Genomic DNA, 19,474 nt, shown 5'->3' on the forward strand with positions numbered 1-19,474 from the left:
TGTGGTGCCTGAGGTAGACTTTTGCCTATTTGGATAAAACAAGCAAGGCATTTTTTGCCTTTTTGGCAATTTTTATACTTTTGCGTGTTGCCATAGAAAAAGCCGCCCACAAGGAAGGCGGCTTTCATGAGAAAATTATTAACTTCCCTTGTCAGAAGGTGGCTCTCAGCCGTGTCTTTATCATGCCGACTACAAGACTTTTTATCTGAATTTCAGGGATGCCGGCATTATCTGGCGTCTCGAGATCAGGCGCCTTGAGTATGATTGGCTGCTGGAAATTAGGGTCTGTACTCTGCGGCCATAAACATGCCGAACCGTCATCAAGAATCTGCAACGCTTTTATCGTCGCTTCAACCCCTGGCCCATACGGATCACGACGACGGACCACTGCAAAGTCCCCCGTCTCAGGAGGTCGCCCCAGCTCCGAGTAGTCAATAACGCACACGACCGAACCCTCAGGGAAAACACGGTTCATACTCTGCCCCTTCACTTCTAGGGCATATCTGTTCAGAGATGCAGGGTATCCATCATCCGTAGGGTAGCTGACAGAATAACGCTCATCGTCAGGCACCTCTAACGCCTCAGAAAACACCCCGGCCTGCACTGCCCCTATTACTGGGATCAATCGTATTTTTACCCCAGGAATTCGCTTGACGGAGGCACCCTTAGGAAGAGGTCCCTTCCACTCTACATTGTGCAGGGCAAAATATTCGGGGCACGGCTCCTTCACGTAGAGATGCCCAACATCTTCGGCAGGGAACCCGAATGCCTTCCAGAGGCGGATAGCGACCTCAAGCTGTAATTTACGCTCTCCATTCGCCGGGCGCCATATCCCGGTGGGAGGCAATCCGACAGCGGACCCCGCTTCTTCGTATGTCATCCCTAGCGCAACCAGATAGGAACGCAGGTGATTCGGATGAGGTTGCTGGGTATTTCTCGTTTTTGTCATGACTGATTTTCTCCAAAGTGGAAAAAATATCTTTACCCAGACAGACAAAATTTCTTGATTAATTTTGCCATTTAGGCAAAATGCCTCCATGAAACTATCCGAATATATGGAGGCGGAAAGCCTCACCCCAGCCGATGTGGCTCAGAAAATCGGGGTCCAGTCTGTGGCGACGATCTACCGATATACGGCAGGAACGAGGAGGCCATCCTCAAAAATGCTGCGCCGCATCCATGAATTCACCAACGGGGCCGTGACGGCGAACGATTTTTTCCACGCCCCCGCCCAGAGGAGCGCATCATGAACGGAAAATTCAAACGACTGCTCGGCGTCGAGTGGTACGAAGGCCTCACCCCCAGCCAGCAAGAGGCTGGGAATGGGTTTATCAAAATCTCACCAGTTCAGTGGGTGTTTCTCAGGCACGCTCTGATTATTGCTGAACAAGCCACGCACGGACCCACTGCTCCCAATCATCAAATGTCAGCACATTTTCTGGCAGGGCTAGCAGAGGGATTGTCAGCTGGAGAGGGGAATTCTGAGGAGACAAAGCAGACGAAGACTTCCTCTGAATATGCCCAGAAATATGAACCTCAAACCGACGTTCATCGTTCTGAATCCGCAACGCCTTCAAATAAAACACAAGAATCTCCTATCAAAAATCACGACAAGCACCCTGCGGACTCGCACTCCGAAGGGCGCACAGGGAACGTAGCAGCCTCCACTGAGCAGCAGGCAGAGCTGGAAGAGCAGGACAGCCATGACTGGATGGAGACGTCCGTCAGCCCATTCATCAAACGGCTCTCTGATGCTGACCTTGCCGCCATCAATGCCGGTGTGGTCCCGACATCGCTCATGAAGCTGATGGGCCGGGTTGCCTACAACGAAATCGAACGCCGGATGGTCGCAGAACCCGGGGCCGACAACGGGTACGGGTACACGGGCAGCCCGGACCTTGGAGAGGTACGCGCATAATGGCAGGTAGCGTAAACAAGGTCATTCTGGTGGGCAACCTCGGGCACGATCCAGAGGTCCGGAACACCCAGTCCGGCGGCAAGATCGTCAATCTGGCCATCGCCACAAGCGATACATGGAACGACCGCAACACGGGTGAGAAGCGCGACCGCACGGAATGGCACCGTGTGGCCATCTTCAATGAGCGTATCGGTGATGTGGCGGAACGCTACCTGCGCAAGGGCCGCAAAGTCTACATCGAAGGCGAGCTGCGTACCCGCAAGTGGACGGATCAGAAGGGCGTGGAGAAGTACACGACCGAGGTGGTGATCACTCAGTACCGTGGCAATCTCGTGCTGGTTGACAGCCCGGGCCAAGGGCAGTCTCAGCCCACACAATCCAACAGCACCCAGCGCTACCAGAGCGGGAGCTCGATGAGCGACGCCGCCGGGTACGGGTATGGCGGCAGCAGCCAGCCGCTCGATGATGAAATTCCGTTCTGATGGAGAACAAAATGAACGAAACAACCAACAACGTAGGCGGGATCGCCGCTGACCGTCTACGCTCCATCATCGAGCGTGTGGAGCGTCTGGAAGATGAGCGCAAGGCCCTGGGGGCGTACATCCGGGGCGTGTTCACGGATGCAAAATCAGCTGGGTTTGATGTCAAGGCCATCAAGCAGATCATCAAGCTGCGCAAGCAGGAACCTGCTGAGGTGGAGGAACAGGAAACCCTCGTGGAGACCTACCGGAGGGCTCTGGGGCTATGAGTATTCTGGATTTTATCATGCCCCGCCGTGACCGGTTCAGGGCTGAAAATTGCGCCCTGAAACTGGCCCTCAACGGTGTTGAGGAGCGGCTGTTCACCGAGATGGCCTACAGCCGGAAACTGGCAGAGGACAGGGATGCCCTGCTGGCACAGAACTGCCGTCTGCGTGCCCAGCGGGACGATGCCCTCGCACGCCGGAGACGTGATGAGAAAGGGAGGTTCCGGTGAGACAGATAAGTTTCGTCCTACCCGCACCCTACCCGCTTCTGAACCGCTCTCTGCGGGCGCACTGGAGCGTCCGAAAGCGCCAGCAGGCTGCTATCAGGGGCGCCATACTGGAACAGATCGGTGGAGCCGCCGGGCTGCCGCCTGAGCCGTTCCAGAAAGCCCGTGTCGTTATCGAACGGCACAGCGTGGGGACGCCGGACTACGACAATCTGGTAGGCGGTGGGAAGCAGCTCATCGACTGCCTGACAACGCCAGTCATGGGCAAGGGCGGCCGCCAGAGGAACAGGCGCGGGCTGGGCATCATCGTGGATGACAGTCCAGCTCATATGACAGCTGAATACCACGCTGTGAAATGCCGTCTGTGCGAACAGAAAACGGTGGTCACGATCACCGAACTGGAGGTCCTGCCATGAGCATCGAAGCTATCAACTGGGCGAAGAAACAGCGTGTCAGCCCTACGCAAAAACTGGTGCTTCTGGTGCTGGCTGACTGCGCTGATAGCGATGGTCTGGCATTCCCCTCCATGAGCTATCTGGAGGAGGTCACAGGCCTCAGCGACAAGGCCATTCGCAACGCAAAAAGGGCGATGATGAGCGCCGGTTTTCTCGTGAAGGAAGACTGGATGCGGCTGAATGACATTCGCCTGTCCATGACAGACATTTCCGAGAAAACGGAACCTCGTTCCAGCAAACCGGCACGCCGTTCCAGAAACACGGAACCTCGTTCCGCATCATCGAAAACGGAACCTCGTTCCGCCATGACGGAACCTGCGTCCATCGAAACGGAACCTCGTTCCGCAGTACCAGAACCACCAATAACCACCAATAACCATCACTCTATCCCCCCTACCCCCCTTAGCGAAAAATCTCGCTCAAAAAAATCGACCGCCTCGAAACGAGGCCACCGGCTGCCCGATGGCTGGCAGCCATCCCAGGAGCTGCTCGACTACGCCGCTGCTCACGGCCTCGATCCAGAGCGAGAGACCGAGGATTTCCGGGATTATTGGCACTCGAAGCCCGGGGCCGGTGGCGTGAAACTGGATTGGGCCGCCACGTGGCGGACATGGTGCCGTCGCAGCGCAGACCGCCATCAACAGCGGTTTCCGGGTGCCGGGAACGTCACCCCGTTCCCGGCTCGACAGCAGCGCAACACCCGCCCGCCACGTGATCCTTTTGCAGGGTTTGCGGACAGTTTCACGGACGTGGAAATCCCTGAACTGAGCCCAGAAGACAAGGCGCTGATGCGCCGTTACCGGAGCTGAAAATGTCTGAAATTGTTGAATTTTCCCAAGATTTTTCCCACGCCCAGCAGCAGCGGAGAAACCGTCAGATCGGGTCCTGGCTGACCAAATTGTCGTCATACCTCACCCACTCGGTTGAGTTCAGGGAGATGGATGAGCGGGGACGTGCTGTGTTCTGGGCGGAACTGGTTGAGGTGATGGCGGAAGCCGATCTGCCGGACGCCGCATGGACATCGGACTCAATCCGGTTCTGCCGCCGCCAGTTCAAGTTTTTCCCGTGCGCTGCCGAGCTGTGCGCCGCTCTGGAGCGACATGTTGAGCCAGTGCTGGCAGCGCAGAAGCAGCGGTGGGAGCGGGAGAAAATCAGCAGTTCCCGCCCCCGTGGCGATGGCTCGATCCCGCTGGATGAGAGGCTCTGGCTGGACAGGTTCCGGGAGGCCGTGGCTGATGGGTTCCGGTCACTGGGCGATGAGCGAGGCACGAACCCAGACGAAGCCCGACATTCCGCCCTGACGCTGCTCCGGCAGCAGGCCCCCGCTGCTTATGCGTCTCTGGATGAAGTGGAGCGTCGGGACCGCTACGGGAGGACCTACGCATGACCAAGGTTTGCCGGAAATGCGGGATTGAGAAGCCCCTCAGCGATTTTGTGAAGCGCAAGTCGTCACCAGACGGGAGGAGAACATTCTGCAAAGCGTGCCTGAATATGGAGTTGCGGGAACAGAGACAGCCGAAAGTCAATCATCCCCCCAACCTCTCGGCCGTTGTCGCGAACGGCAAAAAGGGATGCAGTCAATGTGAGGAGATGTTGCCAGTCTCTCGCTTTGCGGTCTCTTCAAGCCGGAAATGCGGGCTTCAGTCCCGATGCAGAGACTGCGAGAAGGATTACAGAACCGCCCTCGCTATGAGGCATCAGGCCTCCCCTATCGCAATCCAGAAGAGGCGCCGTTTCCCCCCGTTCAAAGGGTACGGCCTTCCAGAATGCAGGGGATGGTAAGCCATGAGGACAGACAACATGCCCATAACAGCCACACAGATGGTCTCTGAGTGCGGTACATACGTTCGCACGATATATGACGCCAGAGAGGCTCCAGAACGCAATGAGCGGGCGTCTGTTGCGGTGAAGCGTTCTGGTGGGTACGAGCGGGTTCAGAACGACTGGTACGTTGAGCCGGAGAGCGTTACCCGCCGCCTTCTGGCAGTAGAGCGTCCCTTCATCGGGACTGTGCTGGACCCATGCTGCGGGCAAGGGAACGCTGTCCGGGCGATGTGGGGTGCTGGCCTGGAGGGAGCCGATGGCTGCGATATTGCACCACGCCTTCCTGGGGCTTTGGGGGGATGCTTCACCGAGACGCTCCCCGGCAGAATGCCAGACAGCATCATCTCCAACCCGCCCTACAACCGGGCGCAGGAAATGGCGCAGCTTGCTCTCGACTGCACGCAGGACCGGGTCTGCCTGTTCCTGAGGCTGGCATTCCTCGAAGGGAAGAAACGGTCAGTCTGGCTGAGAAACAGCCCCCTCGCCAGGGTCTGGATTGTGCCTGATCGAGTGGCCTGCATCCCGGGGCACCTGCTGGGGGCCCCGCAGAAGAAGTTCAGCGGGGCCATCGCCTACGCATGGTTCGTCTGGGAGCACGGCCATCATGGCAGGCCAGAAATCGGATGGCTGCCAATGGAGAGCAGCGATGGCGCATGAGAACAAGCCGCCAGAACAGCCCGGGCCTGAGAAAGAATGGGATGAAACCGCCCTTCACAGGGCGTTCGGAGGAGATGTGGAATGAGTGATGGGAATGATTTGAGAATGTTTTTAATTGGTTTGGGTGTGATTTTAGCAGTTGCCATTCTGATTTTAATGCCCGCCACCGCAAAGCTGCTGTTGGGGTTGATGGCATTCTTTGCCCTCTGGGCAACTGGGGCCATTAAACTGACCGGCGCAGAAATGGCCGGGTTGGGGGTGTTTCTGGCAGGGTTCGCCACCCTCTATCGGGTGATGATGGGTGGATGAGCCGCAAGGCCAGAGAATAAAAAGCCGCCCGGCGGGTAAATCCGGGCGGCTCTTTGTGCGCAAATCTTATCCCTCACGACAAGATGAGGATTTTTATAGCACCATAGGGCAGGCAGTACAATGGCAGATACGCCGGAGAAGCGGACGAAGCTGGATCGGAACTTGGTCGCATTGCGGGCCACATCCGAGCAGTGCGAGGCGGCGGAATGGTTCTGGACACGGGAGATATGGGCAAGGCATGGCGTTCGTGATCCAATTCTGGATGCCACCCCTTCCAGATACAACAACGCAGGGCAGGAAGAGGCCCAGGGCGATGAGCTGACGTGGCGGCTCTCCCGGGCCGACACATACGCAATCCTTCGTACATTTTACGACCGAAACGGATGGGGGTATTGGTCTCTGGCATATTCGTTTCTGGTCGAGCAGAAATCGTTTCAGGAGATCGGGGCGGCGTACTATTCGAATCTAAAAAAAACCCAGCAATATGAGCACGGACGGCGCATGTGCATGGACCTTCTGGAGCGGTTGGTTATTTGGCTGGCTGATTACCGTAAAAAACGGCGGAAAACAGCCAGCAGGACAACAGACGGGCACCCTTGGCCAAGCTCTCCACGGGCAGTCATTGTGGAAAGCTGTTGACGGGGCCGGAAAAAAAACCTATCAAATAGCTAGCTTTGGAATTGGTGCGTCTTCCTTGTAACCAACGGCTTGACAGTGGCGCACCTTGCCCCGTCTGGATGTGATCCGGCGGGGCTTTTTTGTATCTGGAGACCTCCATGCCCCGCCCCGCCCCGCTCTCCGGCAGACGGATTGAGCGAGGGGATGCTGTATCCGGTCCATGCGGTCTTCTGGCCATCGTCGTGAACGTGCGGGGCACAACCGCTACATTATGTCGCATCCTCCAGAACCCACGATACCGGCACCGATCAGATGTGCAGATAGGGCTCGGGGATGCAGTGGCGCTGGGCATCAATACCGGTAACAAGGTGCGATGCCGGGTGTTCAGAATGAATGTCCGCCATCTTGCCAGACGGAATGCGACAATCAGCGATGACCTTCTGGCCCGCGTCAGGGCGGCAGTCGAGAAAGAAGACGCAATAACCCGCTGGGAACGGGCTGAGATAAGGTCTGGCGGGGTGAGTGGGATTTATGGGTAAGCCGCTTGAAAAAAAATCATGAAAAATCAAGCAAAAAATCACGGCGGTCGAAGAAATGGCGCTGGCCGCCCGAAGGGGTCGATGAATAAGGCCACAGCCGACATCCGGGCGCTCGCACAAGAGTATACGGACGAAGCACTGAGTGTTCTTCTCTCCATTGCCAGAAATGAGGCCGCTAGTGAGGCGGCCCGTGTAGCGGCCGCCAAGGACATTCTGGACCGGGGGCACGGCAAGCCAAGGCAGACTATTGATGCGAATGTGAAGCGGAGCGTAACCGACATGAGCGAGGAAGACCTTGCCTTGTTGGCCGGTATTGATGATGGGGACTCTGAGCAGGACTGAACTGGAGCGCATTGTTGCCAGAAAGGCGTCGGTCGAACTAGGGAAAAGACGGGCAGCCCGCCAATCCCCGATTGCCTTCACGCAATACACAATGCCGTCCTATGAGGCGGGCGATCATTTGCGTTTGCTCTCGGACAAACTTCTGGCCGTGGAGCGTGGAGAGATAGACCGCCTCATGGTGTTCATGCCGCCCCGGCATGGGAAATCGGAGCTCTCCAGCACTCGCTTTCCTGCATGGTACCTAGGGCGCAACCCGACAAGACAGATTATCACCGCCTCATATTCTGCTGACCTTGCTGAAAACACGTTCGGGAGAAACGTGCGTAACCTGTTCCGTTCGCCAGAGTTTGGGAACGTCTTCCCCGGCGTTGCGCTGTCATCCGATAGCAGCGCCAAGGGGCAATGGGCCACGAACAAAGGCGGCGTGTATGTTGCCGCTGGTGTTGATGGAGGGCTGACGGGCAAGGGTGCAAATCTGGCCCTGATTGACGATCCGTTCAAAGACCGGAAAGAGGCAGAATCACAGGTCATCAGGGAAAACGTGTGGGATTGGTATAGGTCCGTCCTTTACACCCGCCTGATGCCCGGCGGGGCCATCGTACTCATCATGACCCGCTGGCATCCTGATGATCTGGCAGGTCGTTTGCTCAAGGCGCAAGCCACGGGCGGTGACAAGTGGGAGGTTGTGGAGCTTCCTGCCCTTGCTGATAGTCCAGACGATGCGCTGGGCCGATCGGAAGGTGAAGCGTTATGGCCCGCCAGATACCCGCTACCCGCTTTGAAGCGGATGCGGGACAACATCGGCCCCCGTGAATGGTCCGCCCTGTACCAGCAGAAGCCAACCGAGGCAGAGGGGAACCTGTTCAAGATAACGGCCATGCCCTGCCTCGATGCCGCCCCTTCTGGCGTGACGGACATCGTGCGGCGGTGGGACTTGGCAGCAACACGGGAAACGGGCGGGAATGATCCTGATTGGACCGTGGGCGTGAAGATGGGCCGGATGGATGGTGGCAGGTACGTCATTCTGGACGTGACCCGCCTTCGTGGCGGCCCGCAGGACGTGCAGCAGGTCATTGTGAACACGGCGCAGGCCGATGGGTATGATGTGCGTGTTGTGCTGCCAGAAGACCCTGGGCAGGCCGGTAAAGCACAGTCGGCGTATCTGGTAGGGCTGCTGCCTGGATACAGGGTGCAGGCTATCAGAGAGACTGGGGATAAATCAACCCGGGCAGCCCCGTTCGCTGCACAGGTGAACGTGGGGAATGTTTCGCTAGTTCGTGGCGTCTGGAATGACGCCTTTAGAGAGGAATTAAGAGCCTTCCCAGCTGCCACACACGACGATCAGGTGGATGCGGCGGCGGGGGCTTTCACGGCAATCTGGCGGCCCAATATGGGGCCAATGCCAACGGATGACCCGGATATGTTCTGGAGTGATAATGGAGGGTTTTTCTGATGGCGAATCCCTACATGGACGGGCTGCCCATCCCTCCCATGCCAGAGTTTGAAAAGCTGGCTCCGGCGGTTCAAAAGCGGCTTTATGCCCTTGCGAACGATCTGGCGGCGGAAATGACACAGGAGCAGGCTGCTGCATCTTCTGTTCCGCTAGAAGAGCGGCTAAAACCCTACGACAACAGCGCCATGATCGGATCATATCGGCGTGGTGCATTGTCTGGTGTAAAGGGAAAGATGGGTGACGCTGCGAATATCCGTGTTACAGGTCCACAGACTGCCCCAGGCATGGGTATTTTCGCTTCTGGTGGTGATTTTCTGCATCAGGGCGTTGGGTTCCCGGGGTTCCCTTATCTAGCGGCCCTTCCCAATGAGGGGGACTTCCAGAACATCCTGACCACCAAAGTTGACGGCGTGCTGCGTTCATGGGGGCGGTGGGTTGCCCATGATGAGGTGGATGAAGCCAGCAAGGAGCGCATTGATGAGCTGAATGCCGCTTTTGATGAGTTTGACGCCAGAAACTGCCTTCGAGAGATGACCCGCCATGACGTTGTTTATGGCATGGGGTTCGCCCTGGCGGTCATGAAGGGCGATGATGAGGACGAAACGGGTGAGACAGAAACGCCGCTCACTCTGACAAAGGGCAAGCTGGGGAAAGGCTGCCTCGCACGCTTCAAGGCGGTTGATCCGACATGGATTTCGCCAGACGACTACAGCACCAGCAATGCCGCCTCTGATTCTTATTACAAGCCCCGCCGCTGGTGGGTGCAAGGTACGTCATGGCATGGCACCCGCTGCATGACGCTCATCAGCCGCCCGGTGTCAGACATTTTCAAACCGTCATATAATTTTGCCGGAATGTCGTTGCTGTTCATGGCAAAAACATATGTCGATAATTGGCGGAAAACTCGGGATAATGTGACCGCCCTACTCTCCACGATGCGAACGACCATTCTGGAGACAGACCTAACGCAGATCATGAGCGCTCAGGGGCGATCAGACCTGAAACGCCGGGCACATGAGTTCATAGCTGCCAGAAACAATATGGGCTTGATGCTCACGGGGAAAGAAGAGCGGGTCAATAGCCTAAACACCCCCCTTTCTGGCCTGGACCGGTTGCAGGCGCAGGCCCTGGAGCAGATATGCAACATCACCCAGACCACGGTTATGGAGTTCACAGGCAATCAGCCAACCGGGCTGAACGCCTCAAGTGAAGGGGCGTTGCGGCTTTCTGACGACAGGAAAAAATCCTTCAGGCAGCTTTACCTAGAGCCGCTTATCCACCGGATGAGCGATATTCTGCAATTCCATCTTTGGGGTGAGACCAGGCTCAGGCCGGGATCGATCCGGTGGGATTGGGACGCCATCAGCGAGCCTAGCCCGTCCGAGAGGGCGGATATGGACTGGAACGATGCCAGAGGGCTGGCCGCACTGGTTGACCAAGGCATCATCTCACCAGAAGACGCCCGGCGGGCCATGATCCGATCAGGAAACCGCCTTGCATTGGGGATCGAGGATGAGGAAATTGAAGACTTTACCTCGGAAGATCCGGCCCCGTAACAGGATGAAGACGCCCCGGCCAAACGCCGGGGTTGCTGCTTCTTATGAGCGGAAAATCAGGTCCATGTCTCATCAGATGGGACAGGATTACCTGCATGAGATCGCACAACTTTATCGAGAGATCAGGCAGGAATATCCAGAGAGGAAAATGGGCGATGCCAGCCCGCAGGTTCAGGCGTCGAAAACCCTGCTTGGCCGCCTTCGGGAGCGATGGATTGATTTCTTTTCTGGCAGAAGCCAGGGCGTTGCTTCCGAGTTCATCAGACAGGCATCAGGTTATCAGGCCCATGCTTTCAGGAGTGCCCTAAGGAGTTATGAGGGGCTTGCGGCAGGCAGGGGCACGGGGGAGCCATACGAATGGCGGCGCAAGATTGCCAGACAAGGCAAGCCGCTTCCCATCCTAGGCCCGTCCCCCACTCCAGAAGAGGAACAGGAGGCCCTTGAGGCCCTGCATGAATATGAAGCGACTACCGCCCTTCGCAATGTGGGCCAGCGGCGTGAAAATGGCTGGATTGGGTGGGAGAATGAACGGCTTGGACCGCTCCCATCCCTGCCCTCTGATCTGACGCCAGAAGGCCAAGAGCGGGTCAAAACCATTGAGGAAGCGGCAGTTGAACAGAATGTCGGACTGATCCAGTCCATCCCTCAACAGTTCCACGACCGTGTTGCGCAAGACGTATTGAAGGCCCTTCAAGATGGCTGGCCGCTTGATGATCTGGTGGAGAAGCTGCGGCACAGTTACGGGATAACCCGCAAGCGTGCCCGCCTCATCGCCAATGACCAGAACAGAGGCATTACCGCCCGCCTGAATGTAGCTCAGGCGTTGGCCGCATGGGGCGATGATGTTGAGGCCATCTGGTGCCACGTTCATGGCGGGGAAAAGCAGCCACGGAAAAGCCATGTTGAGGCTGACGGGAGACGTTTCAAGCTCTCTGAAGGCTGCTGGATTGACGGCGAGTTCATCCTCCCTGGCCAGAAGATTGGCTGTCAGTGCTGGTTCGAGATTTGTCCACCGGGAATTGATTAGATGCTAGGCAAAATTACAGACGCCGCCACGTCAACACGATGGCGGGACGCCATCAATGCGCTCCATGCCGGGAAATCGGTCATCACAAAAACAGGCGTTGATGAGTACCCCGGCGCATCCCTGAACAAGCCGGGACTGGAGCCGAACAAGCTCTACAAGATTTATAGGCCGCCAGAAGTGATTGAGGCGGCCCTGCCTCTGATGAAGCATCTCCGCATCCTTGACGGCCATCATTTCGAGACGGCCAACAACCTCAAGGATGACAAGTTGGTAGGTACGACCGGTGACGCGCCAGAAATGAAGGACGGAGCGGCGTATATCAACGTCACCATCTGGAAGGAAGGGGCCATCAAGGAAATTGAGGCTGGCACCAAAGAGCAATTTTCTCTTGGCTACTCTTTCGATGTCGACATGACGCCCGGAACAACGCCAGACGGACGCCACTATGACGGACGGTTCACAAAGATCATCCCTGAGCATGTGGCCCTGGTTCCTGTGGGGCGGGTCAATCATCCGGGGAATACTGGCCCGCTGGCGAAAATTGCAGACGAGGCAAACATGAACTTTCAGGAGGCGATGACGGCTATCTGCCAGACGTGCCCGGATACCCCGGCTGACGTGGTGAGAGCAGCTGTCATGCGGGCAATCGCTGATCTCAACACCAAGGAAGCTCAGAACGGCCCGGAACCGGCAAAGGCCAAAGATGAGCCAGAGGCGGCCAAGTCAGCAAAGGACGTTGGCCAGACCGGCGATCAGGACGGGCTTGTGAAGAAAATCGTGGATGCCTTGATGGGCGCATTCAGCAAGGAGAAGCCGAAAGTGGCAGATGAAGATGAAAAATTGGTGCGGGCGACAGAAGAACGCCGTGCCCGTGAAATGCTGCACCAGATGCGGGACAAGCCGAAAGAAAAGGTTCTGGAGTGCCTTGATGCCATGGGCCTGACGGATGCCGCCAAACGGACCCTCAAGGAAGGCAGCAAGGGCGAAGGCGAGCGGGCTGAGGCTCACCAGATTCTCCATGAAGGGCTGTTTGGTGATGGCCGTATGGGGGACGCAAAAGCCACCCGCATTACCCGGCTCGGTTCATACAATCCGGCCAGCCGGAGCATCACGTGGAGCCAGGGGCTTGGCCGTGGTGGCTGGAACCACATTGCTATGCCGGGGGGCGGCTCTGGCGGCGGAACGGCGCACGATGAAGAGGGGAACATGAGCAAAGAGCGCATTGAGCGGGAAGACCGCATGGCGAAAGACATTCTTCACCATATGGAAGATGCCCCAAAAGAAAAAGTGCGTGAACACCTTGAATCTTTGGGTCTGACGAACGCCGCGAAGCGTGTGATGAGCCGCGCAGAAAATGATGGGAAAACTGGAGACGCTCGTGGCTTCCGGCACACCCAGAATGATCTGTTCGGTGGGACGTCTACCAACACGATCAGTAGCGGGGGGCATGGCCGTGGCGGGTGGAACCATGATTCCAGCCAGAAAACAGCCGATGAAGACAAGAATAAGGCTGAGGAAGACCGCTACGATGCGAAAGAAGACAGGATGAAGGCGCATCGTAAAGAAGCAAAAGAGCTTCTGGACAAGGGGCTGCATGAGGAGGCGGTGAAGACGCACCTTATGAAGGCCCGCGGCCTGTCTGGTGAAGAAGCAGAAGAGATGGTCGAGCGTGCCCGCCACATCCCTGCATCCGAGCTGCCAAAGGGCAAGACCAAGGATGAGGAAGAATCTGAACGCAAGGCGGCGATTGCCGAGGAGGTGAAGCGCCAGCGTCAGGCCGAAGAAGAGAACCGCCAGAAGGCTGACAAGGCCCGGGACGAAGTGGAGAAAGAAACCGGGCGCCTGCATGGGTGCAAGGTCGGTGACAGCGCAGAAGATGTGTATCGTGCCGGTCTGGCATCCATGGGCTTTATGGGGGCTGACACGCTTCCCGCCGTTGTTCTTGAAAGCACATTCCGCTCGTTCGCAGCCCAGCGCCGTGGGGCGGACTATCGCATGGGCGACAGCGCTTCTTACGCATCTGGCGACATCAACAGCATGGCGGCCGAGCTGCTCGGCTGAGGAGAAAATTATGGCACAGCAGACAGTATCCCTGCTCCAGCCCATCGGCACGCCGGGGCAGCGGGTCAATCTCAATCCCCTAAACGTGGTCGCGTCTCCCAATGATGGCTTCCGGGCCGGGGCCAACGGCCTGGCCGTCGGTGCTTTCGCATGGGCTGATCCTTCCGACGCATCAGGGCGCACCCTTCTCAATAGCGGGTCTGGCAGTCCGCTTGGCTTCCTGCACAAGAACCGTACCGGCGTCATCACCCAGTGGCTTGGCCGTGCTGTAAACGGCATCCTGGCCGGTCAGGAAACCGTCATTTATAACGGCGGCGATTTCTCTGCCATCGTGGGGGGGACCGCCCCGGTAACATCTGGAACTCAGGTATATGCCGACCCGACAACTGGGGCTGTGTGCGCAAGCTCCAGCAAGGGGGCGGTCCCGACCAATTTCACCTTCACTTCTGGCGGCAATGTTGGCGATCTCGTCAGCATTTCGGGCTACGTCACTACAGCCCTTCTTCCCGCCGCCACATCTGCAAGCAAGGGCTCTTAATCAATGGCTATGAGCAATCCGAAACTCCAGAAGGTCTATGACAGCGGGCAGGCCCTTGGCGTTCTGGCTGCCTCCGGGGTGCATTTCAATGCTACCCCAGTGGGAGCGACGCAGGCGGTTCCCGTTCATCTGGTGGGCTCCCGTGCCCGCATTGGTGACGCCGCAACAGTGCAGGCTCCCTCCCTGCCCTCGAATGGCAGCCTGTCCACAACAAACAATGATGGCTGGCTGCTTTCTGTCCTCCAGTACATCATGCCAGATACGGTTGATGTCATTTACGGGGCCGTGAACGCCGGGCGGGCCTTTGGTGAGCGCATCGCCGGGTCTCCGACTGATCGGGTGATCACGTGGGCCAACGCTGAACTTGTCAGCAAGCGCAGTGCCTATGACGATTTCGCCCCGGCGCCGCTGTCTGATGTCAACTATGACTATGACCAGCGCCAGACCCGCCGTGAAATGACCGCCATTGCTTATGGCGATTATGAGACGGCCCTTGCTGGCCGCTCCCGCCTGGATCTCATTCGGGACAAGCGGAAGAGTGCCGCCCTGTCTATGGCCAAGTTCCTGAACGAAACGGCCTTTTATGGCCTTTCTGGCCAGCAGACATACGGATTTTTGACGGACCCCAACCTGCCCCCGGCCATCACGCCATCGGTGTGGAAAGATGCCACGACAAGCGGTTCTGGTGGCAACATCATCTACTGGTCCGACAAGAACGGGTACCAGAAGTTCGAGGATGTTCGCCGGGTATACAATCAGATTCTTCAGCAGGCTGGGAGCAACATTGACATTGCGGCATCTCGCACGCTCAAGAAGAAGATTCTGATTGCTGGCAGCCTCCAGAATGACATCATCGGGGCTACGAACGAATATCAGTTCGACATGGCAAAGCAGTATGACGCCCTGTTCGGTGCTGGAATGTGGGAAATCATCGTTGTTCCTGAGTTCGATGATCCTGTGCTCGGTGCCCGTCTGGCGATCATCATTGATGAATATCAGGGCGTGAAGACCTGCTATTGCGGACATCAGCTGAAATATCAGGAGGGGCGCATTGAATCGTATTCTGCCCATTTCAGCCAGAAGGTCATGGCTCAGACAGCCGGGTTCTTTGGGGTCCGTCCGTTCCTTATCGGCCAGATGATCGGCCTGACAGCGCCAACTCAGACAGCCGCAGGCAAGTAAAGGAAAGCATCATGGCACTTATTGCGAGCAAGGCGTTTTCTGACGTTCGTTTTGATCTTAGCGCGCCTATCAAGTTTGACCGGTATACTACCCAGCCGCCCCGCATTGACCGGGGGCATCCCCGTACCGTGACAATCATGGGCACGTCCATGACCACGAAGAAGGTCATTCTCGGGCCGGATGGGAAGAAGCGCATCGGTGTGCGTGACAATGGCGAAGCGGCTCCGGATGCCGTCATGCTCACAGAAGTGCCAGATTCTGACTGGGAAGCGCTGAAAACCATTCACGCTTCCCACCCCATGATCTTGAGCAAGGTGATCCGCCGGGTTGGCAACAGCGCCGATGCCAAGAGCGTTGGCCGTGATCTGGCAGAGCTTCGCACTCATGACCGGCGGCTTCCCATTGATCGGGGGATGGCAGCTGAGGAAGCGCAGAAACGTGCGCAGGAAAATCGTGCATCGGCTACTGACAGCGATGACCCGATCGCCATTCTGGAGCGGATGGGGCAGTGAGGTGAAGCGTGGCAGATTGTGATAATGGCGGCGCCTCCGATGGAGTGTCATCCCCAGGTGTAGTGCCTCTGAATGTTGAGGAGTTCTATGCATTTTTCCCAAGCCTGCAATCTGCCGCCTCACCAGAACAGGTAAAGGTCAATTTCCGCCGTGCAGAGCGGTTCTTGGATAATTCCCCCTCATCCATCATAACCAATCTTTGCGATCGCCAAGAGGCTTTGTACGACCTGACGGCATTCTACATCGTTCTGGTGCAGGGCGCCGTCACGGTATCGCAGGGCATGGACAATGCGAGTGCCACGCTCCAGCCCGGTCTGGTGGGAAGCGTGACGAACGCTCATGAGGGGTCCGTTGGTGTGGGGGTTCAGTCCCTCCAGGGCGGCAATGCCAGTTCAACGGAAAAGTTTCTGATGCAGAACCAGTTCGGGGCGATGGCGTGGCAGATCATTCAACGCTATCTGCATGGCCCCCGCTATCTGACGGCAGGCCCGGCGTGGGACGATTACGCATGGCCGTGAAAAGTGGTTTTGGTGCGAACCTAGACGGGCTGGAGCGTCTCAGGAAGCAACTCAAGAGCATGGACAATCGCATCGGCCAAGAGCTCACCCTGACAGCTGGATGGGATGAGAATTGCCGCTATCCGAGCGGTGAATATGCTGCTGATGTGGCAGTTATTCAGGAATATGGCGCTATTCTCCCGGCGCCACCAGACATGCAGGGGAAAAGCACGGTCCGCATCCCCCCCCGGCCCTTCATCCGGCCCTGTATCGCCAAAAATGAAGGGAAGTGGGAGCATATCATTGCTCATGGTCTGAAACAGGCGGTAACCGATGAAAGTCTGACGGGAGAAAAAATCCTTCTTCGGGCGTCCCTGACGATGGTTACGGACCTGAAAGCCTCGATCAATGCCGTGGATAGCCCCCCGCTTTCGGATTACACGATCAGGAAGCGTCATGAGAAAAACCGGTATTCACCAGAAGCATTGGCTCTCGGGTATGACCGGAAGCCGCTTCAGGATACGGGGTATTTGCTGGGAAGCATTACCTATTTCGTGAGACCAGGAATACCGGGGAAACACAACTAGCCAGAGTTACATCATGAATATTCGTGCCTTGGCCAATGCGGCAACATCCCGCATCAGCCCTAACATGCCTATCATCTGGCGTCAGAATATGGGCATCGTGCAGGACATGAAGACCGGCAAACGCTCTGCCAACTGGCAGGATACGCCACTGGTTGGGCAGGTACAGGCCCTGACATCCCATGACCTCCGGCATATCGAGGGGCTGAACCAGCAGGCCTATACAAGGGCGGTTTACCTGAACGCCCAGGCCATGGGGGCCAGACGTAGCGAGATGAAGGGCGGCGACCTGTTCCTGTTCAATGGCCAGACATGGAAGGTCATTTCCGTGCCGGAAAACTGGCCCCTGAATGGCTGGAGCAAGGTTATTGTGGCTTTGAGGCAGACAGATGAGCAGCATCCAGACTAGCGGAACACAGGAAGACGCCCAGATGGCAGTTTTCCAGTATGTTCGCTCCCTTATGCCTAATGATGTGCCCGTCATTCTGGCACAGGAAAATGATGTGGACATCCCCAAACCGCCATTTGTCATCATCAATCCGGGGCGCACCATCCGTCTGGCAACCAATAGCCGGGATTATTCAGTGGATGGGCAGGTGACGCTTGAACAGGCCGCACAGGTGGACATGCAGGTAGACACTTATGGACAGGGCGGGGCTGACCGTATGGGTATCCTCACTACCCTGTGGCGGGATGAACACGCTTGCGACTGGTTCCGCCAGAACTTCCCTGACATGGCCCCGCTCTATGCCGAACAGAGGCAGCAGGTCCAATTCATCAACGAAGCACAGGATTATGAAGAACGGTGGACGGCTGATCTGGCCATGCAGGTCAATCAGCGCATCACACTTCCCCTTGAATCCGCCATATACCCCGGCCCCGTCATCATAGAGGACATTAAATGAGTATCCCCTTATCTTACCTTGTCTCTGTCAGCCCGTCCGTCATCCAGACGGGGGCAGGCCAGAATACCCTTTACGGCCTGATGCTCTCTCGGAGCTCATCCGTACCCTTCGGGCGGGTTCTGACATTCACCAATGCTGATGATGTCGGCTCCCTGTTGGGCAAGGACACGCTGGAATATCAGCAGGCAGTTGTCTATTTCAGCGCCTATTCTGGTGCGTCCACACGCCCATCCGCCATGAACATGGCTTACCTGCCAAGCGATGAGAAAACGCCCATACAGGCCGCATTGTGGGGCGGGTCTCTGGCGGGGAAAACCCTCGATGCCCTCAAGGAGGTTCGTGGCGCCCTGACGCTGAACGTCAATGGGAAATCTGGAACCGCACAGATCGACCTAAGCCAAGCAACGAGCTTTTCACAGGCGGCCAGTGAGATACAGGCGGCTTTGTGGCCTTCTGGCAATGGCGGGACGGTGACGTGGAATATCGGCCTTGATGCCTTTGTCATCACGGCCCCTGCCCAGGCCAGCGAGAGCGACGGCACGGCACAGGACAGCACAATCACAACGGCATCGGGGCCGGTTGCGGATGCTCTGGCGCTGTCGGGCAGCAAGGGCGGGATCACAACACCTTCCTGCCTGTCCCCCACTGCCGGGAATGTCATGGACATTCTTCGGGCGGCCAATCCGACGTGGGCAAGTTTTTTCTGTGCCTTCGACCCACAGGCGCAGTATCTGGAACTAGCCAAGTGGGCAAACGGCCAGAACAGCACCGTAATGGCTGCGCTTCATGACACCGCCCTAACCGGCATGACCGCCAATGCGCTGTCTCAGGCGAACACGTTGTATGATCAGGCCGTAAACGCCGGTTATAATGGTGTTTTCGGGCTGAATGGTGACCCTCTGGCGGCCGCCTTCGCATCCTGCATTTATGCAGCCGTTGATTTCACGCAGGCAAACGGGTTCCTGCCCTTCGCAGGGCGCACGTCATCCAGCTTGGCTGCCACGGTGTCAGACCGGGCAACAGCCGCCGCCCTTGATGCGAAAGGCATTAGCTACATTGGCAATTTCGCTGGCCCGGTCGATACGGACCTGACGCAGCTCCAGTCTGGCGGCGTATCAGGCCCCTTTGCATGGGCGGACGCTTATATGGGGCAGATTTGGTTCAACCGCCGGATGCAGCATCTGCTTGCGCTCATGCTCCGGCTGCCCAGGGCCATCCCTTACACCAGAAAGGGCGATACCATCATCGCCGCCACGCTCCAGCCAGCGGTGAATGACGCCCTGTCTTTCGGCCTGATCTCTCAGGGGGTGAACCTCTCCGAGGATGAGGCACTGACGATCAGTACGGTTTATGGCCAGAACACCCTGACGGCCCTCCAGAACAACGGATATGCCATCTCTGTGGCGATGGAAAACGCCGATCCTGCCACCCGTGGCAAAAGGCAGGCTGTGACGGCCACCGTCATCTACACGCAGGGCGGCTCTGTCCAGCGTATCAATCTCAACAGCATTGAGGTTCAGTGAAC

General features: G+C 57.4%; 26 protein-coding genes. 25 read left to right on the forward strand and 1 reads right to left on the reverse strand.

Annotation, left to right across the window (positions count from 1 at the left end):
* Positions 1-151: 151 nt before the first annotated feature.
* The gene (locus CO583_RS01725) at positions 152-1,039 is read right to left on the reverse strand and encodes a S24 family peptidase (RefSeq protein WP_249102997.1); all 888 of its coding nucleotides are present in this window, start codon (positions 1,037-1,039) and stop codon (positions 152-154) included.
* Between CO583_RS01725 and CO583_RS01730 the strand changes: the two genes are divergently transcribed.
* The 25 genes from CO583_RS01730 (at position 1,038) to CO583_RS01850 (ending at position 19,472) form a co-directional block, all read left to right on the forward strand.
* On the forward strand, positions 1,038-1,250 hold the full coding sequence (locus CO583_RS01730) for a helix-turn-helix transcriptional regulator (RefSeq protein WP_249102999.1): 213 nt from the start codon (positions 1,038-1,040) through the stop codon (positions 1,248-1,250). The genes CO583_RS01725 and CO583_RS01730 overlap by 2 nt on opposite strands.
* Positions 1,247-1,918, forward strand: a complete 672-nt coding sequence (locus CO583_RS01735; RefSeq protein WP_249103001.1) for a hypothetical protein — start codon at positions 1,247-1,249, stop codon at positions 1,916-1,918. The genes CO583_RS01730 and CO583_RS01735 overlap by 4 nt, the downstream gene beginning before the upstream one ends.
* Positions 1,918-2,400 carry a single-stranded DNA-binding protein gene (ssb, locus tag CO583_RS01740; protein ID WP_283163440.1) on the forward strand — a complete coding sequence of 161 codons (483 nt, stop codon included), beginning with the start codon at positions 1,918-1,920 and terminating at the stop codon, positions 2,398-2,400. The genes CO583_RS01735 and ssb overlap by 1 nt, the downstream gene beginning before the upstream one ends.
* An 11-nt stretch (positions 2,401-2,411) precedes the next feature.
* Positions 2,412-2,666: a DUF2312 domain-containing protein gene (locus CO583_RS01745; protein ID WP_249103003.1), complete on the forward strand. Its 255-nt coding sequence runs from the start codon at positions 2,412-2,414 to the stop codon at positions 2,664-2,666.
* Positions 2,663-2,893 carry a hypothetical protein gene (locus tag CO583_RS01750; protein ID WP_249103005.1) on the forward strand — a complete coding sequence of 77 codons (231 nt, stop codon included), beginning with the start codon at positions 2,663-2,665 and terminating at the stop codon, positions 2,891-2,893. Before CO583_RS01745 ends, CO583_RS01750 begins: the two co-directional genes overlap by 4 nt.
* Positions 2,890-3,306, forward strand: coding sequence for a hypothetical protein (locus CO583_RS01755; RefSeq protein ID WP_249103007.1), 417 nt, complete (start codon positions 2,890-2,892; stop codon positions 3,304-3,306). The genes CO583_RS01750 and CO583_RS01755 overlap by 4 nt, the downstream gene beginning before the upstream one ends.
* Positions 3,303-4,154, forward strand: coding sequence for a helix-turn-helix domain-containing protein (locus CO583_RS01760; protein ID WP_249103010.1), 852 nt, complete (start codon positions 3,303-3,305; stop codon positions 4,152-4,154). Before CO583_RS01755 ends, CO583_RS01760 begins: the two co-directional genes overlap by 4 nt.
* A gap of 2 nt (positions 4,155-4,156) precedes the next feature.
* On the forward strand, positions 4,157-4,732 hold the full coding sequence (locus tag CO583_RS01765) for a hypothetical protein (RefSeq protein WP_249103013.1): 576 nt from the start codon (positions 4,157-4,159) through the stop codon (positions 4,730-4,732).
* A 413-nt stretch (positions 4,733-5,145) separates the two neighbouring features.
* Positions 5,146-5,826: a hypothetical protein gene (locus CO583_RS01770; RefSeq protein ID WP_249103015.1), complete on the forward strand. Its 681-nt coding sequence runs from the start codon at positions 5,146-5,148 to the stop codon at positions 5,824-5,826.
* A gap of 81 nt (positions 5,827-5,907) precedes the next feature.
* Positions 5,908-6,135, forward strand: a complete 228-nt coding sequence (locus CO583_RS01775; protein ID WP_249103017.1) for a hypothetical protein — start codon at positions 5,908-5,910, stop codon at positions 6,133-6,135.
* A 120-nt stretch (positions 6,136-6,255) separates the two neighbouring features.
* The gene (locus CO583_RS01780; protein ID WP_249103019.1) at positions 6,256-6,774 is read left to right on the forward strand and encodes a hypothetical protein; all 519 of its coding nucleotides are present in this window, start codon (positions 6,256-6,258) and stop codon (positions 6,772-6,774) included.
* 137 nt (positions 6,775-6,911) lie between these two features.
* A complete protein-coding gene (locus CO583_RS01785) occupies positions 6,912-7,292 on the forward strand; it encodes a hypothetical protein (protein WP_249103021.1) in 381 nt (126 codons plus the stop codon).
* 81 nt (positions 7,293-7,373) lie between these two features.
* A complete protein-coding gene (locus CO583_RS01790) occupies positions 7,374-7,634 on the forward strand; it encodes a hypothetical protein (RefSeq protein ID WP_249103023.1) in 261 nt (86 codons plus the stop codon).
* On the forward strand, positions 7,612-9,087 hold the full coding sequence (gene terL, locus CO583_RS01795; protein WP_408902079.1) for a phage terminase large subunit: 1,476 nt from the start codon (positions 7,612-7,614) through the stop codon (positions 9,085-9,087). The genes CO583_RS01790 and terL overlap by 23 nt, the downstream gene beginning before the upstream one ends.
* Positions 9,087-10,643: a DUF1073 domain-containing protein gene (locus CO583_RS01800; RefSeq protein WP_249103026.1), complete on the forward strand. Its 1,557-nt coding sequence runs from the start codon at positions 9,087-9,089 to the stop codon at positions 10,641-10,643. The genes terL and CO583_RS01800 overlap by 1 nt, the downstream gene beginning before the upstream one ends.
* A 64-nt stretch (positions 10,644-10,707) precedes the next feature.
* Complete coding sequence (locus tag CO583_RS01805) at positions 10,708-11,670, forward strand: phage minor head protein (protein ID WP_249103028.1); 963 nt, start codon at positions 10,708-10,710, stop codon at positions 11,668-11,670.
* Positions 11,671-13,731, forward strand: a complete 2,061-nt coding sequence (locus CO583_RS01810) for a DUF2213 domain-containing protein (RefSeq protein WP_249103030.1) — start codon at positions 11,671-11,673, stop codon at positions 13,729-13,731.
* Between the two features lie 10 nt (positions 13,732-13,741).
* The gene (locus tag CO583_RS01815; RefSeq protein ID WP_249103032.1) at positions 13,742-14,269 is read left to right on the forward strand and encodes a hypothetical protein; all 528 of its coding nucleotides are present in this window, start codon (positions 13,742-13,744) and stop codon (positions 14,267-14,269) included.
* A 3-nt stretch (positions 14,270-14,272) separates the two neighbouring features.
* On the forward strand, positions 14,273-15,451 hold the full coding sequence (locus CO583_RS01820; protein ID WP_249103034.1) for a DUF2184 domain-containing protein: 1,179 nt from the start codon (positions 14,273-14,275) through the stop codon (positions 15,449-15,451).
* 11 nt (positions 15,452-15,462) lie between these two features.
* Positions 15,463-15,963, forward strand: a complete 501-nt coding sequence (locus CO583_RS01825) for a hypothetical protein (protein ID WP_249103036.1) — start codon at positions 15,463-15,465, stop codon at positions 15,961-15,963.
* Positions 15,964-15,971: 8 nt separating this feature from the next.
* Complete coding sequence (locus CO583_RS01830) at positions 15,972-16,481, forward strand: DUF4054 domain-containing protein (RefSeq protein WP_249103038.1); 510 nt, start codon at positions 15,972-15,974, stop codon at positions 16,479-16,481.
* Positions 16,472-17,047 (forward strand): hypothetical protein, encoded by a 576-nt coding sequence (locus CO583_RS01835; protein ID WP_249103040.1) that lies wholly within the window; start codon positions 16,472-16,474, stop codon positions 17,045-17,047. The genes CO583_RS01830 and CO583_RS01835 overlap by 10 nt, the downstream gene beginning before the upstream one ends.
* 13 nt (positions 17,048-17,060) lie before the next feature.
* Positions 17,061-17,453: a hypothetical protein gene (locus CO583_RS01840; protein WP_249103042.1), complete on the forward strand. Its 393-nt coding sequence runs from the start codon at positions 17,061-17,063 to the stop codon at positions 17,451-17,453.
* Positions 17,434-17,949, forward strand: a complete 516-nt coding sequence (locus CO583_RS01845; protein WP_249103044.1) for an LIC_12616 family protein — start codon at positions 17,434-17,436, stop codon at positions 17,947-17,949. The genes CO583_RS01840 and CO583_RS01845 overlap by 20 nt, the downstream gene beginning before the upstream one ends.
* The gene (locus CO583_RS01850; RefSeq protein ID WP_249103046.1) at positions 17,946-19,472 is read left to right on the forward strand and encodes a DUF3383 family protein; all 1,527 of its coding nucleotides are present in this window, start codon (positions 17,946-17,948) and stop codon (positions 19,470-19,472) included. The genes CO583_RS01845 and CO583_RS01850 overlap by 4 nt, the downstream gene beginning before the upstream one ends.
* The last annotated feature ends 2 nt before the right edge of the window (positions 19,473-19,474 follow it).

Source organism: Parasaccharibacter sp. TMW2.1882 (assembly GCF_023337635.1).
Lineage (GTDB): Bacteria > Pseudomonadota > Alphaproteobacteria > Acetobacterales > Acetobacteraceae > Bombella > Bombella apis.

What these genes read in the sequence shown, in the direction of transcription:
- CO583_RS01780 (WP_249103019.1), top strand. Translation starts at nt 6,256, where the DNA reads ATGGCAGATACGCCGGAGAAGCGGACGAAGCTGGATCGGAACTTGGTC.
- CO583_RS01730 (WP_249102999.1), top strand. Translation starts at nt 1,038, where the DNA reads ATGAAACTATCCGAATATATGGAGGCGGAAAGCCTCACCCCAGCCGAT.
- CO583_RS01820 (WP_249103034.1), top strand. Translation starts at nt 14,273, where the DNA reads ATGGCTATGAGCAATCCGAAACTCCAGAAGGTCTATGACAGCGGGCAG.
- CO583_RS01810 (WP_249103030.1), top strand. Translation starts at nt 11,671, where the DNA reads ATGCTAGGCAAAATTACAGACGCCGCCACGTCAACACGATGGCGGGAC.
- CO583_RS01835 (WP_249103040.1), top strand. Translation starts at nt 16,472, where the DNA reads ATGGCCGTGAAAAGTGGTTTTGGTGCGAACCTAGACGGGCTGGAGCGT.
- terL (WP_408902079.1), top strand. Translation starts at nt 7,612, where the DNA reads ATGGGGACTCTGAGCAGGACTGAACTGGAGCGCATTGTTGCCAGAAAG.
- CO583_RS01805 (WP_249103028.1), top strand. Translation starts at nt 10,708, where the DNA reads ATGTCTCATCAGATGGGACAGGATTACCTGCATGAGATCGCACAACTT.
- CO583_RS01845 (WP_249103044.1), top strand. Translation starts at nt 17,434, where the DNA reads ATGAGCAGCATCCAGACTAGCGGAACACAGGAAGACGCCCAGATGGCA.
- CO583_RS01745 (WP_249103003.1), top strand. Translation starts at nt 2,412, where the DNA reads ATGAACGAAACAACCAACAACGTAGGCGGGATCGCCGCTGACCGTCTA.
- CO583_RS01785 (WP_249103021.1), top strand. Translation starts at nt 6,912, where the DNA reads ATGCCCCGCCCCGCCCCGCTCTCCGGCAGACGGATTGAGCGAGGGGAT.
- CO583_RS01735 (WP_249103001.1), top strand. Translation starts at nt 1,247, where the DNA reads ATGAACGGAAAATTCAAACGACTGCTCGGCGTCGAGTGGTACGAAGGC.
- CO583_RS01790 (WP_249103023.1), top strand. Translation starts at nt 7,374, where the DNA reads ATGAATAAGGCCACAGCCGACATCCGGGCGCTCGCACAAGAGTATACG.
- ssb (WP_283163440.1), top strand. Translation starts at nt 1,918, where the DNA reads ATGGCAGGTAGCGTAAACAAGGTCATTCTGGTGGGCAACCTCGGGCAC.
- CO583_RS01775 (WP_249103017.1), top strand. Translation starts at nt 5,908, where the DNA reads ATGAGTGATGGGAATGATTTGAGAATGTTTTTAATTGGTTTGGGTGTG.
- CO583_RS01840 (WP_249103042.1), top strand. Translation starts at nt 17,061, where the DNA reads ATGAATATTCGTGCCTTGGCCAATGCGGCAACATCCCGCATCAGCCCT.
- CO583_RS01750 (WP_249103005.1), top strand. Translation starts at nt 2,663, where the DNA reads ATGAGTATTCTGGATTTTATCATGCCCCGCCGTGACCGGTTCAGGGCT.
- CO583_RS01725 (WP_249102997.1), bottom strand. Translation starts at nt 1,039, where the DNA reads ATGGAGGCATTTTGCCTAAATGGCAAAATTAATCAAGAAATTTTGTCT.
- CO583_RS01760 (WP_249103010.1), top strand. Translation starts at nt 3,303, where the DNA reads ATGAGCATCGAAGCTATCAACTGGGCGAAGAAACAGCGTGTCAGCCCT.
- CO583_RS01815 (WP_249103032.1), top strand. Translation starts at nt 13,742, where the DNA reads ATGGCACAGCAGACAGTATCCCTGCTCCAGCCCATCGGCACGCCGGGG.
- CO583_RS01765 (WP_249103013.1), top strand. Translation starts at nt 4,157, where the DNA reads ATGTCTGAAATTGTTGAATTTTCCCAAGATTTTTCCCACGCCCAGCAG.
- CO583_RS01850 (WP_249103046.1), top strand. Translation starts at nt 17,946, where the DNA reads ATGAGTATCCCCTTATCTTACCTTGTCTCTGTCAGCCCGTCCGTCATC.
- CO583_RS01825 (WP_249103036.1), top strand. Translation starts at nt 15,463, where the DNA reads ATGGCACTTATTGCGAGCAAGGCGTTTTCTGACGTTCGTTTTGATCTT.
- CO583_RS01770 (WP_249103015.1), top strand. Translation starts at nt 5,146, where the DNA reads ATGCCCATAACAGCCACACAGATGGTCTCTGAGTGCGGTACATACGTT.
- CO583_RS01800 (WP_249103026.1), top strand. Translation starts at nt 9,087, where the DNA reads ATGGCGAATCCCTACATGGACGGGCTGCCCATCCCTCCCATGCCAGAG.